The 21,501-nt window shown below is 56.1% G+C and carries 20 protein-coding genes and 1 riboswitch; of the genes, 9 read left to right on the top strand and 11 right to left on the bottom strand.

Annotated elements, in window-relative coordinates; translation table 11 throughout:
• Nucleotides 1-33: 33 nt before the first annotated feature.
• From ACTU44_RS19095 to ACTU44_RS19070, 6 genes are all read right to left on the bottom strand, one after another.
• Nucleotides 34-1,494, bottom strand: a complete 1,461-nt coding sequence (locus tag ACTU44_RS19095) for a serine hydrolase domain-containing protein (protein WP_462096122.1) — start codon at nt 1,492-1,494, stop codon at nt 34-36.
• A gap of 95 nt (nt 1,495-1,589) precedes the next feature.
• The gene (locus ACTU44_RS19090) at nt 1,590-2,756 is read right to left on the bottom strand and encodes an MFS transporter (protein ID WP_462096121.1); all 1,167 of its coding nucleotides are present in this window, start codon (nt 2,754-2,756) and stop codon (nt 1,590-1,592) included.
• Between the two features lie 119 nt (nt 2,757-2,875).
• Nucleotides 2,876-3,457, bottom strand: coding sequence for a helix-turn-helix domain-containing protein (locus tag ACTU44_RS19085; RefSeq protein WP_462096120.1), 582 nt, complete (start codon nt 3,455-3,457; stop codon nt 2,876-2,878).
• A 117-nt stretch (nt 3,458-3,574) separates the two neighbouring features.
• On the bottom strand, nt 3,575-4,144 hold the full coding sequence (gene rsmD, locus ACTU44_RS19080; RefSeq protein WP_462096119.1) for a 16S rRNA (guanine(966)-N(2))-methyltransferase RsmD: 570 nt from the start codon (nt 4,142-4,144) through the stop codon (nt 3,575-3,577).
• Nucleotides 4,145-4,150: 6 nt separating this feature from the next.
• Complete coding sequence (locus tag ACTU44_RS19075) at nt 4,151-5,476, bottom strand: pseudouridine synthase (RefSeq protein ID WP_220150329.1); 1,326 nt, start codon at nt 5,474-5,476, stop codon at nt 4,151-4,153.
• Entirely contained in the window at nt 5,473-6,195 is a 723-nt protein-coding gene (locus ACTU44_RS19070) for a gamma-glutamyl-gamma-aminobutyrate hydrolase family protein (protein WP_114098910.1), read from the bottom strand. Before ACTU44_RS19070 ends, ACTU44_RS19075 begins: the two co-directional genes overlap by 4 nt.
• A 309-nt stretch (nt 6,196-6,504) precedes the next feature.
• On the opposite strand from ACTU44_RS19070, the gene ACTU44_RS19065 reads away from it, so the two are divergent.
• Complete coding sequence (locus tag ACTU44_RS19065) at nt 6,505-6,957, top strand: nucleoside deaminase (protein WP_114098911.1); 453 nt, start codon at nt 6,505-6,507, stop codon at nt 6,955-6,957.
• Nucleotide 6,958: 1 nt separating this feature from the next.
• Here the strand turns inward: ACTU44_RS19065 and ACTU44_RS19060 are convergent, their stop codons facing one another.
• Nucleotides 6,959-7,432 (bottom strand): RrF2 family transcriptional regulator, encoded by a 474-nt coding sequence (locus ACTU44_RS19060; RefSeq protein WP_114098912.1) that lies wholly within the window; start codon nt 7,430-7,432, stop codon nt 6,959-6,961.
• Between the two features lie 156 nt (nt 7,433-7,588).
• On the opposite strand from ACTU44_RS19060, the gene ACTU44_RS19055 reads away from it, so the two are divergent.
• Nucleotides 7,589-8,233, top strand: a complete 645-nt coding sequence (locus ACTU44_RS19055; RefSeq protein ID WP_462096118.1) for a class I SAM-dependent methyltransferase — start codon at nt 7,589-7,591, stop codon at nt 8,231-8,233.
• A 66-nt stretch (nt 8,234-8,299) separates the two neighbouring features.
• On the opposite strand, the gene ACTU44_RS19050 is transcribed toward ACTU44_RS19055, so the two are convergent.
• Entirely contained in the window at nt 8,300-9,046 is a 747-nt protein-coding gene (locus ACTU44_RS19050) for an SDR family oxidoreductase (protein WP_220150330.1), read from the bottom strand.
• Nucleotides 9,047-9,216: 170 nt separating this feature from the next.
• On the opposite strand from ACTU44_RS19050, the gene ACTU44_RS19045 reads away from it, so the two are divergent.
• Nucleotides 9,217-10,134, top strand: a complete 918-nt coding sequence (locus ACTU44_RS19045) for an AraC family transcriptional regulator (protein WP_114098914.1) — start codon at nt 9,217-9,219, stop codon at nt 10,132-10,134.
• 45 nt (nt 10,135-10,179) lie between these two features.
• Here ACTU44_RS19045 and ACTU44_RS19040 read toward each other — a convergent pair whose 3' ends face one another.
• Nucleotides 10,180-11,781, bottom strand: coding sequence for an OpgD/OpgG family glucan biosynthesis protein (locus ACTU44_RS19040; protein WP_462096117.1), 1,602 nt, complete (start codon nt 11,779-11,781; stop codon nt 10,180-10,182).
• A 171-nt stretch (nt 11,782-11,952) separates the two neighbouring features.
• Nucleotides 11,953-12,156: riboswitch (cobalamin riboswitch) on the top strand.
• 227 nt (nt 12,157-12,383) lie between these two features.
• Here ACTU44_RS19040 and ACTU44_RS19035 point away from each other — a divergent pair.
• From ACTU44_RS19035 to ACTU44_RS19025, 3 genes are read left to right on the top strand one after another with little or no spacing between them, the layout of a single operon-like run.
• Nucleotides 12,384-13,409 carry an ABC transporter substrate-binding protein gene (locus ACTU44_RS19035; RefSeq protein WP_462096116.1) on the top strand — a complete coding sequence of 342 codons (1,026 nt, stop codon included), beginning with the start codon at nt 12,384-12,386 and terminating at the stop codon, nt 13,407-13,409.
• Between the two features lie 40 nt (nt 13,410-13,449).
• Complete coding sequence (locus ACTU44_RS19030) at nt 13,450-14,514, top strand: FecCD family ABC transporter permease (RefSeq protein WP_336082341.1); 1,065 nt, start codon at nt 13,450-13,452, stop codon at nt 14,512-14,514.
• Nucleotides 14,511-15,311, top strand: coding sequence for an ABC transporter ATP-binding protein (locus ACTU44_RS19025; protein WP_114098917.1), 801 nt, complete (start codon nt 14,511-14,513; stop codon nt 15,309-15,311). Before ACTU44_RS19030 ends, ACTU44_RS19025 begins: the two co-directional genes overlap by 4 nt.
• 32 nt (nt 15,312-15,343) lie before the next feature.
• Here the strand turns inward: ACTU44_RS19025 and purD are convergent, their stop codons facing one another.
• Entirely contained in the window at nt 15,344-16,627 is a 1,284-nt protein-coding gene (gene purD / locus ACTU44_RS19020; protein ID WP_462096115.1) for a phosphoribosylamine--glycine ligase, read from the bottom strand.
• Between the two features lie 119 nt (nt 16,628-16,746).
• Here purD and xseA point away from each other — a divergent pair, with 119 nt between their 5' ends.
• Genes xseA through ACTU44_RS19005 form a run of 3 tightly spaced genes read left to right on the top strand, consistent with a single transcriptional unit; the run spans nt 16,747 to nt 20,846 of the window.
• Nucleotides 16,747-18,429, top strand: a complete 1,683-nt coding sequence (xseA, locus tag ACTU44_RS19015) for an exodeoxyribonuclease VII large subunit (protein ID WP_462096114.1) — start codon at nt 16,747-16,749, stop codon at nt 18,427-18,429.
• Nucleotides 18,429-19,283, top strand: a complete 855-nt coding sequence (locus tag ACTU44_RS19010; protein ID WP_462096113.1) for a M23 family metallopeptidase — start codon at nt 18,429-18,431, stop codon at nt 19,281-19,283. The genes xseA and ACTU44_RS19010 overlap by 1 nt, the downstream gene beginning before the upstream one ends.
• 15 nt (nt 19,284-19,298) lie before the next feature.
• Complete coding sequence (locus ACTU44_RS19005; protein ID WP_462096112.1) at nt 19,299-20,846, top strand: gamma-glutamyltransferase; 1,548 nt, start codon at nt 19,299-19,301, stop codon at nt 20,844-20,846.
• Nucleotides 20,847-20,850: 4 nt separating this feature from the next.
• Here ACTU44_RS19005 and ACTU44_RS19000 read toward each other — a convergent pair whose 3' ends face one another.
• Complete coding sequence (locus tag ACTU44_RS19000) at nt 20,851-21,441, bottom strand: TetR/AcrR family transcriptional regulator (protein ID WP_181850316.1); 591 nt, start codon at nt 21,439-21,441, stop codon at nt 20,851-20,853.
• Nucleotides 21,442-21,501 lie beyond the last annotated feature (60 nt).

The following is a 21,501-nucleotide window of genomic DNA, read 5'->3' as shown; positions in this document are numbered from 1 at the left end:
CCATCTGAGACTGGCAGCCCCGGCAAGATGCAATCAGTCGGTGCTTGAACCGGTATTATTCTGCGCGCTGTCGCCGTCTGGCATGTCGTCGGGAATTGCAGGCCTGTCGGGGAAGATATTGCTGATACCGGCAATAAAGTTCCGCAGGTTAAAGGCCCCGTGTTTGCGGGTGACGCCAAGGCGCACAATAACAAGTTCTTTGGACGGGATGACGGTAAGCGACTGTCCATCATGGCCGAGTGCAAAAAATGCGTCGCCGGGTAATTCTGGAACATCGCGACGCGGATTGCCATCCTCGTCCCGTCCGTCAGGTAGATCCAGCCACCAATGGGCACCATAGGTGCCGTTCGGATCGTCTTCTGCCGGGCGGGTTGAATAGCGGACCCAGCCTTCCGGCAACAGGCGTTGACCGTTCCAGACGCCATCTTGCAAATAAAGCTGGCCGATCTTTGCCCAGTCACGTGCCGTCGCACTCATGAAACTGGATGCGATGAAATAGCCGTCCGGGTCGGTTTCAATAACAGCACTTGCCATGCCAAGTGGACGGAACAAAAGATCGGTTGGTCTCGCCAGATAGCTTGTCCGAGATCCGCTCAGATTACGAACCGCAGCAGACAGGATGTTTGACGCCCCGGAATTATACGAAAATGTTGTTCCCGGCGTGTGTTCAAGCGGTTTGGAAACGGCAAACCCGGCTGCTGCGGGCTCGATGAATAGCATCTGGACCACATCGGAAAGCGGGTTCCAGTAGGTTTCGTCGAATTCGAGGCCGCTGCGCATTCGCAGCAGATCATCATAAGTGATTGTGGCGCGCGGGTCACTTACCTGTGCCTGCCATTCATTGATTAAAACCGGTTCATGAACATCAGGCATCATGCCTTCCTGACGCATGCGACCCAGAATGGTGTTCCAGACACTTTTGGTCATTGACCAGCCCGGTAACGGTGTTTGTGCGCTGATACCCTCGGCATAGCGTTCGGCGATGACTTTGCCCTGATACAGGATGACGACCGCGCGCGTGCGCCGTTCTGGGATGATGCCGGGTTCGTCCATCGCATCAAACAGGATATTGTTCAATGCCCGGCGATCTACATTGGCGGGCAGGCTGGCGGTCAGAAGCGGCTTGGGCGTAATCGGTGTGATGACCGGATATGAATTGCGCAGGCGGGCAATATGAGTTTGGTCTTCGGCCAGTGTGCAGCCCAGATTCGGGCGATAAATCGCAAAGCGCTTGCGAAAACCGAATGCATGGGCACTGATTGTCTGATTGCGCAGATCGACATTGGTGGTGATCAGCGACAAAAGTGCATTGTTATCGGCCAGTACATCCTCGGCACGGGCCCGGCTGGAGGACAAGCCATCGACAAAAATGGCCGAACACATAGTCTTGGCACTAAAGGCCGCACCAACCGGGGCAAGCCAAATGAAGAACCCGGCGACAAGCGACAGGCCAATCAATATCAGTCCGATAAAGATGGCCTTGATCAAATGCATTCCGCGTCCCTGCCCTGGTTTCATAGCCTCGCATTTTTGAGGATTTGGAGGGTCGCCTGCTTCGTCGGGTAGGTCAAGTCATCGTATCGTATAGGTCATGCAGCCGCCCGGCGCATTGGTGCGCGGATCGCTGAAATCAGGAAGCCGGTGAAATAGAACCCGGCAAGAATAGCCGCCGCACCGATCCAGCCATTCCGGTCAATCATTGCACCGGTAAGCGGGGGCACGATCACCACGAAAATCTCGGCAAACTGGGCCAGCATTCCCTGCAAGGCCGGCATCGAAAGCCCGCCCTTGGCAATACCGGGCAACAGGGCAAAACAGGTACCGGCAACCGCCCCCTGACCGATATTGAAAATGATCAGTGCGACAAGGCTCAGCATCATGTTGTCGCTGACAAAAAGGGTGCCAATGGCCGTTGCCATGACGGGCAAAAAGATAACCAGTATGGTGCGACCGGAAATGTCACGGCCAAGCGCCATGCCAGCACCGATGCTGCCGACAATATTTCCGGCAATTGCGGTGGTGCCGATGATGCCAGCGGCCAGTGCAATGCCGATATCAAGATTATCAACCATCATTGCGGGCATGAAGGCAAGGGCGGCGGATGTCGCACCGGCGAAGGCCGAAAATGTCAGCGCAACTTTAAGGGCAGAACGGGATTTCAGAACACCGATGACCCCGACACTCAGTGACTTCCGGGCTGTTGGTGTTGCGGGCTTTTCCATCATGGCAAGCAACGGCAACAGGATCAGGATGGGTAAGGTGCAGGCACCAACCGCCAGTCGCCAGTCAAGCCAGACAACCATGGCCGCGCTGACCCAGTTGCCAAGTGCAATGCCAACCGGAATGAAAGTGCCCCAGATGCTCATGGCCATGGCGACCAGCTTGGGATTGTTAAATCCGGCCATCCAGCTTGGAGCGCCAACAACGATCAGCAAATAACCGATACTGGTAACCAGTCGTCCGACATAAAGAAGGGTGGTGATATTGGCGGTGGCAAAAATTGCGGCACCGGTAATCATCATCACACAGCCCAGAACCAGCGATTTGCGCAATCCGGCCCGCGCGGCCCAGACGCCGGTTGGGATGGCGGTCAGGGCGCCCGCCGCCGTGATCAGGGAAGCCACCAGTCCGAATTCCGCCTGACTAAGGCCAAAACCGGCGCGCAGATCAGGCGCGATGGGGCCAATCAGGCCAACTTGCATTGAGGCCGTCAGTCCAAGTCCATAAAGAATGACAATGGCAAGGATCGGGGGCATGGGGCGTTTCCGTCGGATATTGTTCTGGTGGCACTGGGGCGATGAAGAATGCTGCTATCACTACCCGATATTGGTGTAACTTTGCCACGTATGAAATATGCGCGGGAACCGAATAGTGCCTAGATATGGGTGGGCGCGTCATCATATCCGGTGGTCAGACGTACAGCCGTTCCGTCAGACAAAAAGAACCGTTCCCACAGAATAAAGCTGTCAACAATGCGCATCGGTGCGCCGTCACGGCGGGATGTTTCAAAGGTCAGATGGTCGGTCTGGTCTTCGTGCCAGCCAAGATCATGCAGGCTTTTTTCAGCTGTCGCGATTTCCGGGGTGGCAAACCGCCAAAGCGACATGCCCAGAAGTTCGGAACAATCGCGTTGCCATTCATTGGCGCGCGCACCGGATGCGCACAGCAAACGATGCGATCTGTCTTCGATCAGATGAACGCGCTGACTGGAATGGGTCACCAGCCGCTTGATCGCGTGATCAAGCCGGAAGTTGCGTTTGCGCGTCATCATTTGGTGGATCAGCTCATGCTGCAACGGGGCAGGTCGCTGGGTGCCATTTTCCCAACGTGAAACGGTGGCCTGCGTTACACCAAGAATATCGGCCAGACGCGCTTGCTTGATGTCGCTTGTGCGGCGCCATTGGCGCAGCAGGCGTCCGAATTCCTTGTCTGGTGCAATCGGGGACAGGGCTTGCATCACAATCTACCGTTTCAAAACTGGCGAAAAGGTATCACAGATTGTTTTTGTTGGCAGCAGGTTGGTGCGAATGGCTGGTCTGCAACACGGGCCCAAAAAGGTGAGTGGTCATCGAATTCAGCCGGTCAGACGACCGATATCAATCTGGCAACGGCCATATTTACGCGAATCACAAAGCTCGAACCCGGCAAGGCCGATTTCGGGATCACGGGGATCACGTTCGGCAATGATCAGGGTATTGGCACCAATCCATCCGGCACTCGCAAGGGCGGTGATGCTGGGTTCCAGCAACTCCTTGCCATAGGGCGGATCAAGAAAGATCATGCTGGCCGGTTCAATGGCGCGCGGCGGCTTGGTCGCATCGGCGCGCTGTATCTTGGCCTTGTCATTGACCTTAAGTGTGTCGATGTTTTGTTCGACAATGGCGATTGCCTTGCGGTCGGTGTCAAAGAACACCGCTTTGGATGCACCGCGCGAAAGGGCTTCAAGTCCCAGTGCGCCGGACCCGGCATAGGCATCAAGTACCACACCGTCATAAAGCGGGTGGAAATCATCGTCATACCAGCGCGATGCATGCGAAAGGATGTTAAAAAGCGCCTCACGCACACGATCAAGGGTCGGGCGGGTGTCGCGCCCTTCAGGCGCGCTCAAGACCCGTCCACGATGACTTCCGCCGACAATCCGCATCTATGCTCAGTCCTTCTTGCCGCGCGGGCGATTGCCTGCGGGCTTGCGGCCCGGGGCGCTGGTGCCTGCATTGCCGCCTCTGCCCGACGGGCGACCACCGGATTTGCCAACCGGCTTGTTGCTGACATCGTTGAAGTTGCCACCGGAACGACCAGCACTGCCGCTGCGGCCACGACCGCCTGCATTGCCGCCAGCCTTGCGATCATCAGATGCGCTTGCCTTGCCGCCCGGCGTGTAACGGCCGCGACCCTTGTTGGTCGGGCGGCCCGAATTGCGATCACCCTGTTCGTTGCGGTCATCGCGTTCGGGGCGTGCATTCTGGGCGGCCGGTTTGCCACGTCCAAGCGGACGCGGAGCCGCGCCGATGCGCGGGCCCTTGCGTGCCGCACCTGAGCCCGGACGCGAACCGGTACGGGTGTCGCGCTGTTCTTCGGTCTCTGCGGTGTTCTGGGCATTACCCGCCGGACCACCCTGCGGGCGTTTGCGTTGTGCGGGCTGGCCAAAGACCGTGCGCGGTGCCTTGGGACGACCGGTGCCACCACGGGCAACGGATTTCTTTTCGGAAACCTTGCTGTAATCACCGCGGAAGAACGCAGCGAGCTGTTCTTTCATTACCTTGCCGGTGATTTCCTCGCACTCGCCCGGTGCCAGACTGCCGAGCTGGAACGGGCCATAGGAAACACGCATCAGGCGCGTTACCGGCCAGCCCAGATGTTCCATCACGCGGCGGATTTCGCGGTTCTTGCCTTCACGAAGGGTCACGGTCATCCAGGCATTGGTGCCTTTCTGAACGTCGACTTCGGCCTGAATGGAACCATAGTTCACACCGTCAACCGTGATGCCTTCTTCAAGCTGTTTCAGCTTTTCTTCCTCGATCCGGCCATGAACGCGCACGCGATAACGTCGCGCCCAGCCGGTTGCCGGCAGTTCAAGATAACGCGCAAGCTCGCCATCATTGGTCAGCAACAGCAAACCTTCGGAGTTAAGATCAAGACGGCCGACCGAAATCACACGCGGGACATAGCTTGGCAGATGTTCAAAGACCGTATCGCGGCCCTGTTCATCGCGGTGGCTGGTGACCAGTCCGCGCTTCTTAAACAGACGCCAAAGACGCGGTTTTTCCTTTTCCGGAAGCGGTTTGCCATCGACAATGATTTCGTCCTCGTCGGTGACGGTCACGGCCGGGCTGTCAAGCTTCTTGCCGTTCAGTCGCACCAGACCTTCGGCGATCATGCGTTCTGCATCGCGCCGGGAACAGACACCGGAACGGGCAATGCGTTTGGCAATGCGCTCGGGCTTGTTGTCGTTCTGGTTGTCGTCTTTTTCGCTCATTTGCGGGCCTCGGAAATCAGGGCGTCGAAAATCTTCGCATCGCCCGAACTGATATGAAATTCGGGATGCCACTGGACCCCGAGACAATAACGGTATTTCGGATGCTCAATCCCCTCGATGACCCCGTCGGGGGCATAGGAATTGATGATCACATCCGGGCCAACCCCATCAACCGCCTGATGGTGGGCGGAATTGACCGACAGTGTTTTTACATCGCCAACGATCCTGGCCAGCAGCGTATCGGCTTCGACAGTGACGTCGTGACCGGGCTCGTTGCGCGGGTTCGGTTGTTCGTGGGGCAGACAGTTTTCAACACTGTCAGGAATATGCTGGATCAGGGATCCGCCCAGAATAACGTTCAGCAATTGCTGTCCGCCACAAATGCCCAGAACCGGCATGTCACGTTTCAGCGCACCTTCGGCCATCGCCCATTCAAATTTGGTGCGCCGATCCTTGGTGACAACCGTGTCATGTTTTTCGGTCGCGCCAAAAAGGCCGGGATCAACGTCAAACGCGCCACCGGTGACGACCAGCCCGTCGATCAGATCAAGAAGATCCGGCACCAGATCAATTTCATGGGGCAGGGGCATCGGGATGCCACCTGCGGCGGTCACGGCACCGGCATAGTTTTCACGCAGCGCATACCACGGGAATTTCGAATAACCGCCCGGTTCTTCGGAATCGAGTGTGATGCCAATGATCGGCTTGCGCTTGGTCATGACGAACGGAACCTTGATGCTGGTAACGGGATGGCGAATTAAGTTTGGCGGAAACTACCTGTGTAAGTCGCTTTGGGCAACGGCAATTCACGCCGATAGTCTATGCGTTCTGCGCAGGCAGGCAAGGATTGTTCCCGGTGATGTGTTCCCGTGATCATGGCTTGACCGATCCGGTGCTCTGAGAGGACAATGATCTTTGCCGACTTACGGGCCAAGATATGAGCCAAGGGTCCTAAAATGAAGTAAAAGTACGGATCAGGCCACGACAGATCATACCATTTGTCGAAACAATAAGCGGGATGGAAAAGCATGAGCGCAGACAGCTATATGGACATGGCCCTTGAAGAAGCACGTGCAGCTGCGCGTCGCGGCGAAGTGCCCGTAGGTGCCGTTCTGGTCGATGCTGATAGCGGCGAGGTACTTGCACGCGCCGGGAACCTGACCGAAGAGCTCAATGATCCGACGGCCCATGCCGAAATTCTGGTGATCCGTGCTGCGGCCGGGGCCAAGGGCGAACCACGTCTTCCCAACTGTGATCTCTATGTCACGCTGGAACCCTGCCCGATGTGTGCAACCGCAATTTCCTTTGCCCGTCTGCGCCGGGTGTATTTCGGTGCCTATGATCCCAAAGGCGGCGGTGTCGATCACGGCCCGCGCGTTTTCGAAAGCACAAGCTGTCATCACCGGCCCGAAGTCTATGGCGGCATTGGCGAGGTCGAAGCCGCCAAGCTTTTGAAGGATTTCTTTGGCAGTCTGCGTTAAATCAGCTGTCCTGTGGGCCGGTATGATGCAGATCGTCCTGGGTTAGGCCCAATTCAGCCAGCCGTTTCTCAAAATCATCTGCCAGATCGGCCATGGTTACCGATGACAGGATGCCGATGAAGGTTTCCGATGCCTTTTGAAGGGCACGGGCTGTTGCCGCATTGGCGGCCTTCTCCATCAGGCACGGACTGCTTTCATTGCTGTATCCCAATGCAAAAAGGGTTGGCGCACCCAGCGCTTCATAGATTTCTGCCAGTGTGATCTGATCCAGTGTCTTTGCCAGTTGCCAGCCGCCGCCATGCCCCTTGATGGATGTCAGGATTCCCTGTTCACGCAGGCCTGCCATCGTGCGTCTCACGACGGCGGCATTGGTGTTGAGCATCCCGGCGAGTTGTTCGGATGTGGCCGGGTCTTTCATGTCGCTCAGATGCAAAAGCGCATGCAAAACACGGGGAAGACGGTTGTCCTGACGCATGAAATCGGTCCTGTATAGCGGTCAGTTTTCCAGTTGTTTCTATCACACGTAACAATCAAAGATACATGAAATTGACAGATGTCACGAATCATGTAACTTTTAATGTTACGTGATTCGTGATCACGGTTATCCCCCGATCTGATCAAGAGGCCTCCGATGAAATTTAATCCGAACATTGATACCGGTATGGATCCGAGAACCTTCTGGGAAGAAACCTATGAAAAGGCGTCACCTGTAACCAGTGGCAAACCATCAGCCGTCCTGGAACGGTTCGTCAAAGACAGGCCGGTTGGCCGTGCGCTTGAGCTTGGCTGTGGCAAGGGTGACGATGCTGTCTGGCTGGCAAAAAACGGCTGGGAGGTCACCGCCGTTGATATCTCCGAGACCGCACTGGGATATGCTCGATCAAATGCCAGTCGAAATGGGGTAAAGGACCGGATTGCGTTTGAAGCCCATGATCTGAACAACAGTTTGCCTGACGGCATGTTCGATCTTGTGACCGCGCAATTCCTGCAATCGCCTGTCAAATTCGCCCGCGAGAAGATTTTGAACCGTGCTTCACAACAACTATCCCTTGGTGGATTGTTGCTGATCACATCCCACGGATCACGACCATCCTGGTCGTGGGTGGCCGAAGGCACAGTATTTCCCACACCGCAGCAGGCACTTGATGCGCTGTTGCTCGATATGCGTGAATGGGATCCTGTGACGGTTGATAATTTTGAACGGATGGCAACCGGGCCCAAGGGTGAAAAGGGTAAGGTGACTGATACAGTCATAGCGCTTGAACGTCGCGCCTGACGGCATATTAAATACAACCGGCACCGCAAGACGGTGCCGGTTGGTGGGGCGGGCAGTTATGCCGGATCAAAAGGCCGAAGCCGTCGGGCGCACAATGACTTCGTTGACGTCAACATCTGCGGGTTGATCCAGCGCATAAAGAACCGCGCGGGCAATGGCGTCAGGTGTCAGCGCGATCTGGCGGAACTGGGTCAGCAATTCCTTGCTGGTCGGGTCGCTGATATCGTGGCCAAGTTCGGTTTCAACCACGCCGGGCGAAATGGTGGTGACGCGGACATTGTCACTTTCCTGACGCAGGCCTTCGGATATCGCCCAGACGGCATATTTGGTCGCGCAATAGACGACGCCGCTTGGCACAACAACATGGGCGCCGATTGAGGCGGTATTGATGACATGGCCGCTGCCTTGCGTCTTGAAAATCGGAAGGACGGCGGCAATGCCGTTCAGAACGCCCCGGATATTGACGTTAATCATGTTGTCCCATTCGTCGGTTTTGAGTTCCGACATCGGGGCAAGCGGCATGACACCGGCATTGTTAAAGATCGCATCCACACGACCAAACAGGTTATGCGCATTATACACCAGTGCTTCGACGCTATCGACACTGGTGACATCAACAGATCTGGCCATCGCGGTTCCGCCAGCAGCTTCGATTTCCGTGACAATCTGATCAAGGCGTTCGGTGCGACGTGCACCAAGAACAACTTTGGCCCCGCGTGATGCCAGAAGTCGGGCGGTGGCTTCCCCGATGCCGCTGCTGGCACCCGTGATGATGACGGTCTTGTTTTCGAGATAATTGATCGGGTTCGTCATGACATGCTCCTTGTGTTTGTGTCATGGCGCTTACTGTGTCGATCAATGACCGATTGATGAATACACAGAACTCGAATTGGATTGCCTAATCCTCCAAATGCAGAAAAGCGAGCTTTGTTCGGGTTATCCGACGTGTATATTACATCCTTGGAAATTGAAGGAACCTGGTCATGGATAGCTATCAACGGCTTTGTAATCTGATTGACAAATACTGCGAGTCAGATGGTTCTGTGCGAACCGCGATCGAGCCGGTCTGGATGTTTCGATCCACGGGGCCGACCCTTAAGGTGCCGACCATCTACAGGCCGTGTTTATGTCTGATTGCTTCGGGGGCCAAGGAGGTCACGTTGGGGCAGGAAGTCTATCGCTATGAACCCGGACAACTTCTGGCAGCATCGGTGGATTTACCGCTTGTCGGGCATGTCACGCTGGCCAGTGACCATCAACCCTATCGCAGTCTTTCGCTTGATCTTGATGCTCAGATACTCAGCGAACTTGTCACCAACATGGATCTTAAAATCGGGACAGAGGGTGAAAGTGCGCGCGGACTGTTTGTGGAACAAACGACCGAAAGTCTGATTGATGCCGTGCTTCGGGTGGTCGAGCTGCTCGAACGTCCAGATGATGTTGCGGTGATGTTGCCGCTTCTGATGCGCGAGGTGCATTACCGCCTGTTGCGCACCGGAAAGGGGGCCCTGATCGCGGGGCTTGCGATTGGTGGCAGCAACATGCAGCGGATATCTGCCGTCCTTCGACGGATGAAGGATAATTTCGACAAGCCGCTCAGGATTGAGGAACTGGCCGATTTCGCCAATATGAGCCCGTCATCCTTCCACCATCATTTCAAGCAGGTCACCGCGATGAGCCCGCTGCAATATCAAAAGCGGCTCCGCCTGACGACAGCACGTCAGATCATGCTGGCAGAAATGAAGGATGCGGCAAGTGCCGCCTATGAGGTCGGCTATGAAAGCGCATCACAATTCAGTCGCGAATATGCCCGGATGTTCGGGGCGCCTCCGATGCGTGATGTCATGGCGATCCTTGGCCAAAACGGGGATGCCCGAACCGGTGAAACTGTCACCTATTGATCGGGCATCCATCCGGGTTGCTAGAACACGGGATGATTGACCTCATCAGCCCTGATGCTGGTTGCCGACGGCGGGCAGGTGCTGATACATCCAGGTTTCACTGAGCGGAGCATCACCGCGTTTGAGATACATGCGCAGATCAACCGGATCGGTGCCAGCGGCCTTAAGGTCAAAGGCTGCGCGCCAGATGCGGGTATCCATGATCGGTTCGATCTTGGTGCGGGTGATTTCACCGCGTGATGTCGACACCACGATTTCCGGGAACTCGCCATAGGCAAGGGTTCCAAGAATATCGCCCTCGAACTCGACGGAAAACTTGATTTCGTCTTTTGGGCGATTGGTGCCCGGTTCACCGCCACGACCCATACGGGTTGCCGTTGCACGCGCCAGTTCCGCAACCGGGAACGGGTTATGCGCCTGCCAGTGCAGGCGGTATTTGAACGCATAGGAATTACCTGCCCTGGCCGGGCCATTGGGCACCCAGAACGCCGCGATGTTATCGTGAATCTCGTCATCCGTCGGAATTTCGATCAGCTGCACGGCACCATCATTCCAGTCACCTTTGGGTTCGACCCACAGGCTGGGGCGACGGTGATAGCGCACGCCATCGAGATAGTTCTTCACATCGCGGTCACGCTGCATCAGGCCAAAGCCGCGCGGATTATGATCGGCAAAGGCCGATGCGCGGATCGTTTCGGGATTGTTGAGCTGTCGCCAGATGCGTTCACCACTTCCTGTCCACAGTTCAAGACCATCGCTGTCATGGACTTCCGGGCGCCAGTCAAAGCGGAATGATTTGTTCTGTTCGGAATACCAGAACATGCTGGTCAGCGGGGCAATGCCAAGGCGTTCGATATCGCGGCGAACAAACAGATGCTTTTCCACATCCATGGTCACGCCCTGACCGCGATAGAGCAGGAATTTATACGCACCCGTGATGCTTGGCCCATCCAGAAGGGCATAGATCGTCACCGGGTCTTCGGCATTTTTTGCAGGTTCGATAAAGAACTGCCGGAAGTCCGGAAACTCTTCGGGCACCGAAGTTGCCGTATTCACGGCAATCCCGCGCGCAGACAGGCCATATTGTCCTTCATCACCGATTGCCCGGAAATAGGATGCGCCAAGGAATGCTGCCCAGTCCTGGGTTTTCCAGTCATCACGCGACTGGTTTTCATGCAGGCGGAAACCGGCAAAGCCGCTGTTTGGCGGTAACTGGCGGGCAATGCTGTCTTCGGGCATGTCAAAGTAATCGGGCTTATAGATAACTTCGCGTGCTACACCGTTTTCCAAAAGATACATATGGACCGGTTTGGCGAAATACATGCCCAGATGGAAAAAGGTCACCGGATAGGTGCCCGACCCGTCAGAAAACGGCGAATGATCGCGTTTGTAGTGAAGCTTGCCATGGGTGTCATAGTCAATCCGCCCGACAATTTCCGGGTTCGGGGCCACGGGGGGCTCATATGCGGCCTGCGCCATGGATTTGGCGCGCGCAATCAGATCGGCAAACTCGAACGGTTGGGGATTGCCAAGATCAAGCCCCGGAACTTCTGCCAATGCCGTTTGATAGATCGACAGCCCCGGCAGGATCAGCCCGGCTGCCGCGATGGATTTCAAAAAGCGTCTGCGTTCCACAGAAGTCGTCATTTGTATCATGTTCCAATGGTTTCACGTGTCGGGCAAGGATACCGGACAGTGTGGAGGTAATCGGGATGAAACATGGCAAATTCAAGGTCGTGTCGACTGCTTTTTATGCATGGACCCTTGCATAAATGCCACTGGTGATTGGCCAATTTCCTTGACCGGCATTTTGGTTTAATCTAACCGTCAGATGTCGGTATCCGGATATCGGATAAAGGGAATTCGACGTGACCTGTCAAACAGGTCATTAACCGAAGCTGCCCCCGCAACTGTAGGCGGTGAGTGTTTTTCTGACCAATGCCACTGGGAACCAACCCGGGAAGGCCAGGAAAAGCATGATGACCCGCGAGCCAGGAGACCTGCCGACATGAATGCGACGGACCGGGCGGGGTGCCCCGGAGAATGTCGGCTTATGTCCCGGTCTTCGGGAGCTCGCCAAGGTTTGACCTGAGCTCTGACCCCGACATCTTCCGCCATTTCCCGACACTTTTGCCAGTCCCTTGACAGTAGAAACGTGATCGTTATGTTATAACATAACATTTGTGGTGTGCTGTGTTTGGAGCAGGGAAACCTGATCCTGGCCAGTGCATCGGTGAAAGGAAGTCGAAGTGATCAATCACTATAAACGTGCGCTGGCGGTCGGGGTGTTTGCCGCTGGTTCTATGGCATCTGCCGCAAGTGTATCTGCAACCGAATATCCGCTTCAGATCCGCAATTGCGGGACCGTACTTCAGTTTGATTCTGCGCCGGACCGCGTCGTGTCCCTTGGGCAAAGCACAACAGAAATCCTTTATTCACTGGGACTTGCCGACAAGGTCAAAGGGACCGGTGTCTGGTTTGGCCCGGTTATGGATGAATTCAAGGATGTGAACGCAACCGTTCCGCGTCTGGCCGATAATGATCCGGGATTTGAAACCGTGGTTGCGCAAAAGCCGCAACTGGTTGCCACCCAGTATCAATGGCATGTCGGTCCCAAGGGGATTGTCGGAACCACCGAGCAGTTCAACGAACTTTCCATCCCGGTTTATACCGCACCGGCCGATTGCGTCGGCAAGGACAATACGGGTGGCGGCGACGGTGTCCGCCATGACGATTTTACCATGAACCTGATTTATCAGGAGATCACCGATCTTGCGCAGATCTTTGATGTCGAGGATCGCGGCGAAGCCCTGATAGCGAAACTACAGGCCCGAGAAGCCCGGTCGCTGGAACAGGTGAAGGAAAGCGGACATGATAATGTATCTGCCGTTTTCTGGTTTTCGAGTGCCGAGATCAAAAGCGATCCCTATGTGGCTGGTAAAAATGGCGCAGCGGGTTATATCGCAGGCAAACTTGGTGTGACCAACATCATCGATAGTCCGGAAGAATGGCCGACCGTTGGATGGGAAACCATTGCACGTGCCAATCCCGATATCATCGTGATCGGCAAGATGGGGCGTCGCCGTTTCCCGGCAGATGACTGGCAGGTCAAAATGGACTTCCTGAAAACCGACCCTGTCACAAGCCAGATGAAGGCGGTGAAAAACGGCAATATCGTTGTGATGGATGCCCAGTCGATGGATCCGACAATCCGCCTGATCGAGGGGATTGAAACACTGGCCGAGGCCGTCGAACGACTAAGTGCTTTGAACTGATCGCATAAGGCAAAGGCGTTCGATATGCCCGGAGAATTCAATGTTTGAAAAAACGCCAGTTCATCCGCCTGCACAAAGACGGGCGGGACGGGCATATCTTGTGCGAACCGGTGCGGTTTTTTTCGCACTGGTCTTGCTGATTGGTGTGATTGCGATTGCCGCCGCCAAGGGGGAAACGGAAATCCCCCTTGGCACGGTTCTTCACACCATTGCCAATCACATCTGGAATGCCGGTTTCGACGTTGATCCGATTGATGGGGGGATCATCTGGAATTACCGCATATCAAGGGCGCTTGTGGCCGCCGCTTGTGGTGCATCGCTGGCGTTGTCTGGTGCGGTTTTGCAGGCGCTGTTGCGCAACAGTCTGGCCGATCCCTATTTGCTGGGTATTTCGGCAGGTGCATCGACCGGTGCGGTCAGTGTTGCGATCCTTGGTTTTGGTGCGGGGATGGTATCCCTGTCCCTTGGGGCCTTTGTCGGTGCACTGGTGGCATTCGGATTTGTTGCGCTTTTGGCTATTCCGGCGGGACGGAGTGCCGGGGCAATTATTCTGGCCGGTGTTGCCGGATCCCAACTTTTTAACGCGCTGACATCATTCATCGTCACCAAGGCCGCGACCGCAGACGAGGCACGCGGCATCATGTTCTGGTTGCTCGGGAATCTAAGCGGGGTGCGTTGGCCCGATGTTTATCTTGCGCTTCCGGTCGCGGTGATCGGATTGCTGGTGTGTCTTTGGTATGCGCGTGCGCTTGATGCTTTTACCTTTGGTGTCGAGTCAGCTGCATCGCTTGGTGTGCCGGTGCGCCGGGTTTACGTGGTCCTGATTGCCGTTGCGGCATCCATGACCGCCGTGATGGTCAGTATCGTCGGTTCCATCGGGTTTGTTGGCTTGGTCATCCCGCATGCTGCGCGCTTTTTTGTCGGAACGCGCCACGGGCTGTTGTTGCCGGTATCCGCCCTGATCGGGGCAATGTTCCTGGTGGCGGCTGATATCGTGTCGCGCATCATTCTTGATGGTCAGGTATTGCCAATCGGGGTGATCACAGCCCTGATCGGGGCACCGGCCTTTGCGCTTATCCTTTGTCATGGAAGGGTTCTGCGATGACCCTTGAATTGCGCAATGTCGGCTGGAATGCCGGGTTCAAGAAAATCATCAGTGATGTGTCACTCAGCGTGGAGCGGGGTGAATTTCTGGGGCTGATCGGGCCGAACGGGTCGGGCAAAACCAGCCTGATGACGGTTCTTGCCGGTATTCGTGCGCCGTCAACAGGGCAGGCGTTGCTTGTTGGTCAGGCCATGAAAAAGATCGGGCGTCGCAATCTGGCGCAACAGATCGGTTTTGTTGAACAGCAGGCCGATACGATTGACCGCATCACGGTACGCGAAGCGGTTTCGCTTGGCAGAACGCCATATCTGAGTTTGCTCTCACCATGGTCTGAACGTGATGATGAAATCGTTGCGGATGCGCTTGGCAGTGTCGAAATGTCCCAGATGGCAGATCGTATGTGGCAGACCCTGTCGGGCGGGGAAAAGCAGCGGGTGCATATCGCACGTACCCTGGCCCAGCAGCCTGACTTTTTGTTGCTTGATGAACCAACCAACCATCTCGACATCCATCATCAGTTGGGATTGCTTGAACTGGTGCGCGCGCTTCCGGTGACGGTGGTGGCCGCCCTGCATGATCTGAACCATGCCGCGATGTTCTGTGACCGCATAGCGATGATGGATCGTGGCAAACTGATTGCGGTCGGAACACCGGAACAGATTTTAACAGCGCAAAATCTGCGCGATGTTTTCGGGGTTGCCGCCGATATCGAAATTGATGATCAGGGCCGCTGTCATATCCGCTATCACGTCGGAACATCGGGCCATGCGGGCATAAAAAAAGACCGGGTTGCGTAACCCGGTCTTTTGGAAATCCGATCTGGAACGGCTTATGCCTGTTCGCGGGCAACTGCGCGCCAGCCGATATCACGGCGGCAGAAACCACCTTCCCAATCAATTGCATCAACGGCCTCATAGGCGCGTTGCTGGGTCTCGGTAACGGTCGTGCCGCGTGCGGTTACGCCAAGAACGCGACCACCGGTCGCAACCAGCTTGTCGCCATCCATTTTGGTGCCAGCATGCAGAACCTTGACCTTGTCCATGGCATCCGCGGCCGCGACATTTTTGATCTCGGTGCCTTTTTCATAAGACCCCGGATAGCCCTTTGCTGCCATGACAACCACCATCGCGGTTTCGTCATGCCATTCCGGTTTGACTTTATCAAGCGTGCCGGTCGCCGCACCATCAAGGATATCAAGAACGTCTGATTTCAGACGGGTCATCAGGACCTGACATTCCGGATCACCGAAACGAATGTTGTATTCGATCAGCTTCGGGTTGCCTTCATCGTCAATCATCAGACCGGCAAACAGCACACCCTTGAACGGATGGCCTTCATTGGCCATGCCCTTGACGGTCGGGACGATGATCTGTTCCATGACCTTGGCTTCGACCGCATCGGTGAAAACCGGGGCCGGGGAATAGGCACCCATGCCGCCTGTATTCGGACCCGTATCGCCTTCGCCAACCGCCTTGTGGTCCTGGGCTGCGACCAGCGGAATAACGTTTTCGCCGTCACAAACCGCAAAAAATGAGGCTTCCTCACCTTTGAGGAATTCCTCAATCACGATTTCCGCGCCAGCATCGCCAAACTTGCCGCCAATCATGCATTCATCAATCGCGGCAAAGGCTTCGTCATTTGTCATACAAATGGTGACACCCTTGCCCGCTGCCAGACCGTCGGTTTTTACCACGATCGGCGCGCCATGCTTTTCGACAAATGCCTTGGCATCTGCCGGATTGGTGAAACGACCATAGGCCGCGGTCGGGACACCGAATTTTGCGACCATGTCCTTCATGAATCCCTTGGAGCCTTCAAGCTGGGCTGCTGCCCTGGAGCAACCAAACGACTTGATACCCGCCGCGTCGAGCGCATCCACAAGGCCAGCCACCAGCGGGGCCTCGGGGCCGACAACCACCAGATCAACTGCATTGTCCTTGGCGAAGGTTACCAGACCGTCGATATCGCCATCGGAAATCGCGACACATTCGGCGGAATCCGCGATCCCGGCATTGCCCGGTGCACACCACAGTTTGGAAATGCGCGGGCTGCGCGCAATGGCCCAGCACAATGCGTGTTCACGTCCGCCGCCGCCAACGACCAGAACCTTCATGACTTTATCCTTCGACTTGTCCGATTGCTTGATGGTCCATGCGCGATGAACTAGGCTAGACCCAAACGCCATCCCGCAAAATGATTCAATGTGCGGGCTTTTAGCATAAAGTACCCTTGATGACGCAAGATTTGTTCGACCCCTATGCCCCGGTACCGGAAACCCCTGTAAAATCGGGAAATACGCCCGAATTTTCGGTTTCGGATTTGTCCAATGCACTCAAACGCACGGTCGAGGATGCCTTTTCCTTTGTCCGGGTGCGCGGGGAAATTTCCGGCTTTAAACAGGCCAGCAGCGGCCACATGTATCTGGCACTCAAGGACGACAAGGCGGTTCTTGATGGCGTGTGCTGGCGCGGGCAGGCGACCAAACTTGGTCTGGTACCCGAAGACGGCATGGAAGTCATTGTTACCGGACGCCTGACGACATTCCCGGGCCGTTCGAAATATCAGATCGTCATTGAAAGCATGGAAGTGGCGGGCGAAGGCGCGCTGCTTAAATTGCTTGAAGAACGCAAAAAGAAACTTGCTGCCGAAGGCCTGTTTGATCCGGATCGTAAAAAGCCGATCCCGTTCCTGCCCGATGTGATCGGGATTGTCACATCGCCCACCGGGGCGGTGATCCGCGATATCATGCATCGTCTGCGGGAACGGTTCCCGCGCCGGGTTCTGTTGTGGCCGGTGCTGGTTCAGGGGCAGGGTGCTGCCGAACAGGTGGCCGAGGCCGTGCGGGGCTTTAATGATCTTTTACCCTATGGTCAAATCCCCCGTCCGGACGTCTTGATCGTCGCGCGTGGCGGCGGATCGCTTGAAGATTTGTGGTGCTTTAACGAGGAAGTCGTTGCCCGTGCCGTGGCGGACTCCGATATTCCGGTGATTTCGGCGGTCGGGCACGAAACCGACACCACGCTGATTGACTTCGTATCAGACCTGCGCGCACCAACGCCAACCGGGGCGGCCGAAAAGGCCGTGCCGGTCCGTATGGACCTGATCGGTCAGGTCGAGGAAGATGGTCTGCGACTGGCACAGGCGGTCCGTCGTTTGGGTCTTGAAAAGAAAACTGCACTTGAAAGTCTGGCGCGTGGTTTGGGTGATCCCAAAAGGATGCTCGAAGAACGCGCGCAGATACTCGATAACTGGGCGGATCGTTTGCCACGCGCAGCCGTAAACCTGACAGCGCAGGCACGTGCGCGTCTGAACGAGGCCAGTGCGCGTCTTGTCAGTCCGCGAGAACAGCTTTCTGAAAAACGCGGGCGTCTTGAAAATGCGGCATTGCGTCTGGATGGTGCAATGAAATCCGCCCTTCAGATGCAGCAATCGCGCCTTGATCGGGCATCTGCCGGGTTGCGTCCGACCGATGCCAAACGCGATATCCTGCGCGCAGACAAACAAATTGCTGATCTTGCTGGCCGAATGCAGGCGGCAGTGCGCAACACGCTTACGCGTGAGGCCGAAGGACTGGCGCGTTACGACCGGCTTCTGGAAAGCTATTCCTATCGCAATGTTCTTAAACGCGGCTTTGCGGTCGTGCGGGATGGTGCGGGCAACCTTGTTGGCAAGTCGGGCGATCTGGTGACCGGCCAGCCCTATGATCTTGAGATGGGCGACGGCATCACCCGTGTTACGGCGGGCGAGGGCGTTGCAACCCCGGATCCCGCGCCAGTGCAGCGCCAGGATGATAGTGCTAATATCGCTGATCCGAACCTTGCCACATCGGCGCCCGAAACATCCGCCAAACCGAAACCGTCAAAGAAGAAAAATCCGCGACCACAGGAAGATGACAGACAGGGGAGCCTTTTGTAATGCGCTTGGCATTTAAAACCATTATCGCAGCCGCCAGTCTGTTGGGCGCCAGCATCACGGTACAGGCGGCCGAGCCGACCTATAAAGGCCAGTTTGTTCAGGGCGGGATTGTCTTTGGCCAGACAGCGGCGGGCGATGCCATTTTTCTGGATGATGAAGCGATTGATACCATTGCACCCGACGGTCGTTTCATCATCGGCTTCCCGCGCGACTATGAAGGCCCGGCCAAGCTGACAATCCGGCATTCGGACGGCAGCACCGAAGAATTCGCCTATGACATTGGTGATCGCGCGTTTGACATTCAGCGGATTGATGGCCTGCCCAAAAAGATGGTCACCCCCGATCCCGAGGTCATGAACCGGATCAAGGATGATAACCGTCAAGCCCGCGAAGCACGTGTCGAACGCTTTACCGAGAACTTCCTTGAAAACGGGTTCATCTGGCCAGCGATTGGTCCGATCAGCGGTGTCTATGGATCGCAACGCATTTTAAATGGCGAACCGCGATCCCCACATTGGGGAGTAGATATTGCCGTTCCGACCGGAACGCCGGTTGTGGCACCGGCTGACGGGATCGTGACGCTGGCCCATCCCGATATGTATTTTTCCGGGGCGACGCTGTTTCTTGATCACGGACTGGGCATGGTGTCGGCCTTTTTGCATCTGGCTGAAATCGATGTCAAAGTTGGCGATGTGGTCAGGCAGGGGGATGTGATTGCCAAGGTGGGGGCATCGGGCCGGGCGACCGGGCCGCATCTGGATTGGCGGATCAATGTCGGGGCCGCACGGGTCGATGCCCAATTGCTGGTACCGCCGATGGAAGAAGCGCAAAAGGCGGTAAACGCCAACAACTGACGGGAAACGCAAACCATGAAAAAGCACGGGGCCGTCGCCGCAGGACATGATGTCACAGCACGTGCGGCTGCCCGTGTGCTTGAAGAAGGTGGTAATGCGTTTGACGCGGTGGTGGCTGCGATGTGGACGGCCTGTGTTGCCGAACCCGTATTGGCATCCCTTGGCGGTGGTGGCTTTGTCATGGCGCGTCCTGCGGGCAAACCGCCGCGCCTTTATGATTTCTTTGTCGAAACGCCACTTGAAAAACGATCCCGCGAAGATCTGGAATTCGAAAGTCGCCTTGCGACCTTTGCCGGTGGCGTAACCCAGGAATTTCATGGCGGATACGGTTCAGCTGCGACACCGGGTGTTGTGGCGGGTCTGTTTAAAATCCATGCCGATCTGGCCCGTTTGCCAATGGCGCAACTGGCTGAACCGGCCATGATCGCCGCACGAGATGGCGTGGTTCTCGATGACTTTCAGCGCTATGTGATGGGGATCGTTGAACCCTTGTTGGCGTTTGCCCCCGATAGCCGGACAATCTTTGGCAAACCGGGCCACACCGACGAGGCCGGGTTTGAACTGCTTGAGAGTGGCGCGCTTCACGTCCAAACCGACCTGGCTGATAGCATCGATTATCTGGTGCGAACCGGGGCAGACGGGTTTTATCGCGGTGATCTGGGGCATGCGCTGGTAAGGGAATGCAAGGAGTTCGGTGGGTATCTCGGTGCCGGGGATTTGGCTGCCTATCGTGTTCTGGTGCGTGATCCGCTGCTTGTCAGCGGGCGAAAGGGGCGCTTTATTCTGAACCCGCCACCGGCATCGGGCGGTGTTCTGGTCGGATTTGGACTTAAACTGGCGCGCGAGATGTCCTTGGGGAGTTTCGGATCGGCCCGTCATCTTGAAGCCATGTCACGGATTATTCATGCCACGGGGCTGGTGCGCGGGGATTATGGCGCAACCTCGGCCATTCTTGCCGACGAGCTTTGCGAACGGTATCGCCTGATGATCGGCGAACGCCCGTTGAGCCAGCAGGGAACAACCCATATTTCGGTCGTTGATGAAGACGGGAACCTTGCGGCTGCGACGATATCGAACGGATCGACATCGGGCCGGATCGTTCCGAAAACCGGGATCATGATGAATAACATGCTGGGCGAGGCTGATCTTTCACCCGACGGGTTCCATCTATGGCCGTGCGGCGTTCGGATGACATCGATGATGACGCCTGCGCTTTACCTTGGCGATGACGGGAATTCGGTGGCATTGGGGTCGGGCGGATCTAACCGCATCAGATCGACGATGCTTCAGGTCCTGTTGAATATCGATGCCTTTGACATGACCCTGCATGGGGCGGTTTCCGCACCGCGCATGCATGTTGAGGATGATCTTCTATCCGTTGAACCGGGATTTGATGACGCCTTGCTTGATCAACTGAGTCTTGAAAATCAAAGCCGTTGGGACAGCGAAGATATGTTCTTTGGCGGGGTGCATGCCGCCAAGGTCAGTGCGGATGGCATGACTTTTTCTGCCGTCGGCGATGCAAGACGCAACGGGCATCACATCAGCATTTCGAAAGACTGACTTATCAGGACAACCCGACCCGTTCCTTGACGGCCCGACGGCTGGAAGCAAGGATGCTTTCGGCTTGTTCATCATCAAAGGTTGCCCGTGCCATGGCAAGGGCCCCGGCCATTTCACTTGTCAGGGATTTTGCCAAAGATGCGGTATCGACGGATTTCGGTTCGATCTGTTCGAGATGTTCCGTGATGACCTGATGCATCATGGAAAGGCCGCGTCCAAAGGCCTGTTTTCCGGCGGCGTCCATACGGGCTACATCACCTGAAAGTGCTGCCATCGGGCATCCTGTTTCGGGGTGATCACGGTGGTCACGCCCCAGATAAAGATCGATGTAAAGACGCAAACCCTGAGATGGTGTACCGTTTGCCAATGTTCTGGTCAGATGAATAAGGGTTGTTTCAAACATCTCGGTGATGGTTTGTGCGACAAGGTCTTCCTTGGATTTGAAGTGGGCATAAAAGCCGCCATGGGTCAGACCGGCCTCTGACATCAGTTTGGCAACGCCAACGCCATCCGGCCCTTTGAGACGGATGGTCTGCGACGCACTGGCAAGAATGCGTTTGCGGGTTTCTTCCTTGTGGCTGGCATCATAACGCATGGCAAAATCCGGTTCATTGGTGGAGCAACCCTTCCCGAATGCGTAAATCGGGAAGGGTTG

The organism is Thalassospira sp. SM2505 (genome assembly GCF_054901115.1).
This window is presented reverse-complemented; position numbering and strand designations above follow the sequence as displayed.

What these genes read in the sequence shown, in the direction of transcription:
- ACTU44_RS19005 (WP_462096112.1), top strand. Translation starts at nt 19,299, where the DNA reads ATGAAAAAGCACGGGGCCGTCGCCGCAGGACATGATGTCACAGCACGT.
- ACTU44_RS19060 (WP_114098912.1), bottom strand. Translation starts at nt 7,432, where the DNA reads ATGCGTCAGGACAACCGTCTTCCCCGTGTTTTGCATGCGCTTTTGCAT.
- ACTU44_RS19090 (WP_462096121.1), bottom strand. Translation starts at nt 2,756, where the DNA reads ATGCCCCCGATCCTTGCCATTGTCATTCTTTATGGACTTGGACTGACG.
- ACTU44_RS19010 (WP_462096113.1), top strand. Translation starts at nt 18,429, where the DNA reads ATGCGCTTGGCATTTAAAACCATTATCGCAGCCGCCAGTCTGTTGGGC.
- ACTU44_RS19045 (WP_114098914.1), top strand. Translation starts at nt 9,217, where the DNA reads ATGGATAGCTATCAACGGCTTTGTAATCTGATTGACAAATACTGCGAG.
- ACTU44_RS19075 (WP_220150329.1), bottom strand. Translation starts at nt 5,476, where the DNA reads ATGAGCGAAAAAGACGACAACCAGAACGACAACAAGCCCGAGCGCATT.
- ACTU44_RS19055 (WP_462096118.1), top strand. Translation starts at nt 7,589, where the DNA reads ATGAAATTTAATCCGAACATTGATACCGGTATGGATCCGAGAACCTTC.
- ACTU44_RS19095 (WP_462096122.1), bottom strand. Translation starts at nt 1,494, where the DNA reads ATGCATTTGATCAAGGCCATCTTTATCGGACTGATATTGATTGGCCTG.
- xseA (WP_462096114.1), top strand. Translation starts at nt 16,747, where the DNA reads ATGACGCAAGATTTGTTCGACCCCTATGCCCCGGTACCGGAAACCCCT.
- ACTU44_RS19070 (WP_114098910.1), bottom strand. Translation starts at nt 6,195, where the DNA reads ATGACCAAGCGCAAGCCGATCATTGGCATCACACTCGATTCCGAAGAA.
- ACTU44_RS19025 (WP_114098917.1), top strand. Translation starts at nt 14,511, where the DNA reads ATGACCCTTGAATTGCGCAATGTCGGCTGGAATGCCGGGTTCAAGAAA.
- ACTU44_RS19030 (WP_336082341.1), top strand. Translation starts at nt 13,450, where the DNA reads ATGTTTGAAAAAACGCCAGTTCATCCGCCTGCACAAAGACGGGCGGGA.
- ACTU44_RS19085 (WP_462096120.1), bottom strand. Translation starts at nt 3,457, where the DNA reads ATGCAAGCCCTGTCCCCGATTGCACCAGACAAGGAATTCGGACGCCTG.
- ACTU44_RS19000 (WP_181850316.1), bottom strand. Translation starts at nt 21,441, where the DNA reads ATGCGTTATGATGCCAGCCACAAGGAAGAAACCCGCAAACGCATTCTT.
- purD (WP_462096115.1), bottom strand. Translation starts at nt 16,627, where the DNA reads ATGAAGGTTCTGGTCGTTGGCGGCGGCGGACGTGAACACGCATTGTGC.
- ACTU44_RS19050 (WP_220150330.1), bottom strand. Translation starts at nt 9,046, where the DNA reads ATGACGAACCCGATCAATTATCTCGAAAACAAGACCGTCATCATCACG.
- ACTU44_RS19040 (WP_462096117.1), bottom strand. Translation starts at nt 11,781, where the DNA reads ATGACGACTTCTGTGGAACGCAGACGCTTTTTGAAATCCATCGCGGCA.
- ACTU44_RS19065 (WP_114098911.1), top strand. Translation starts at nt 6,505, where the DNA reads ATGAGCGCAGACAGCTATATGGACATGGCCCTTGAAGAAGCACGTGCA.
- rsmD (WP_462096119.1), bottom strand. Translation starts at nt 4,144, where the DNA reads ATGCGGATTGTCGGCGGAAGTCATCGTGGACGGGTCTTGAGCGCGCCT.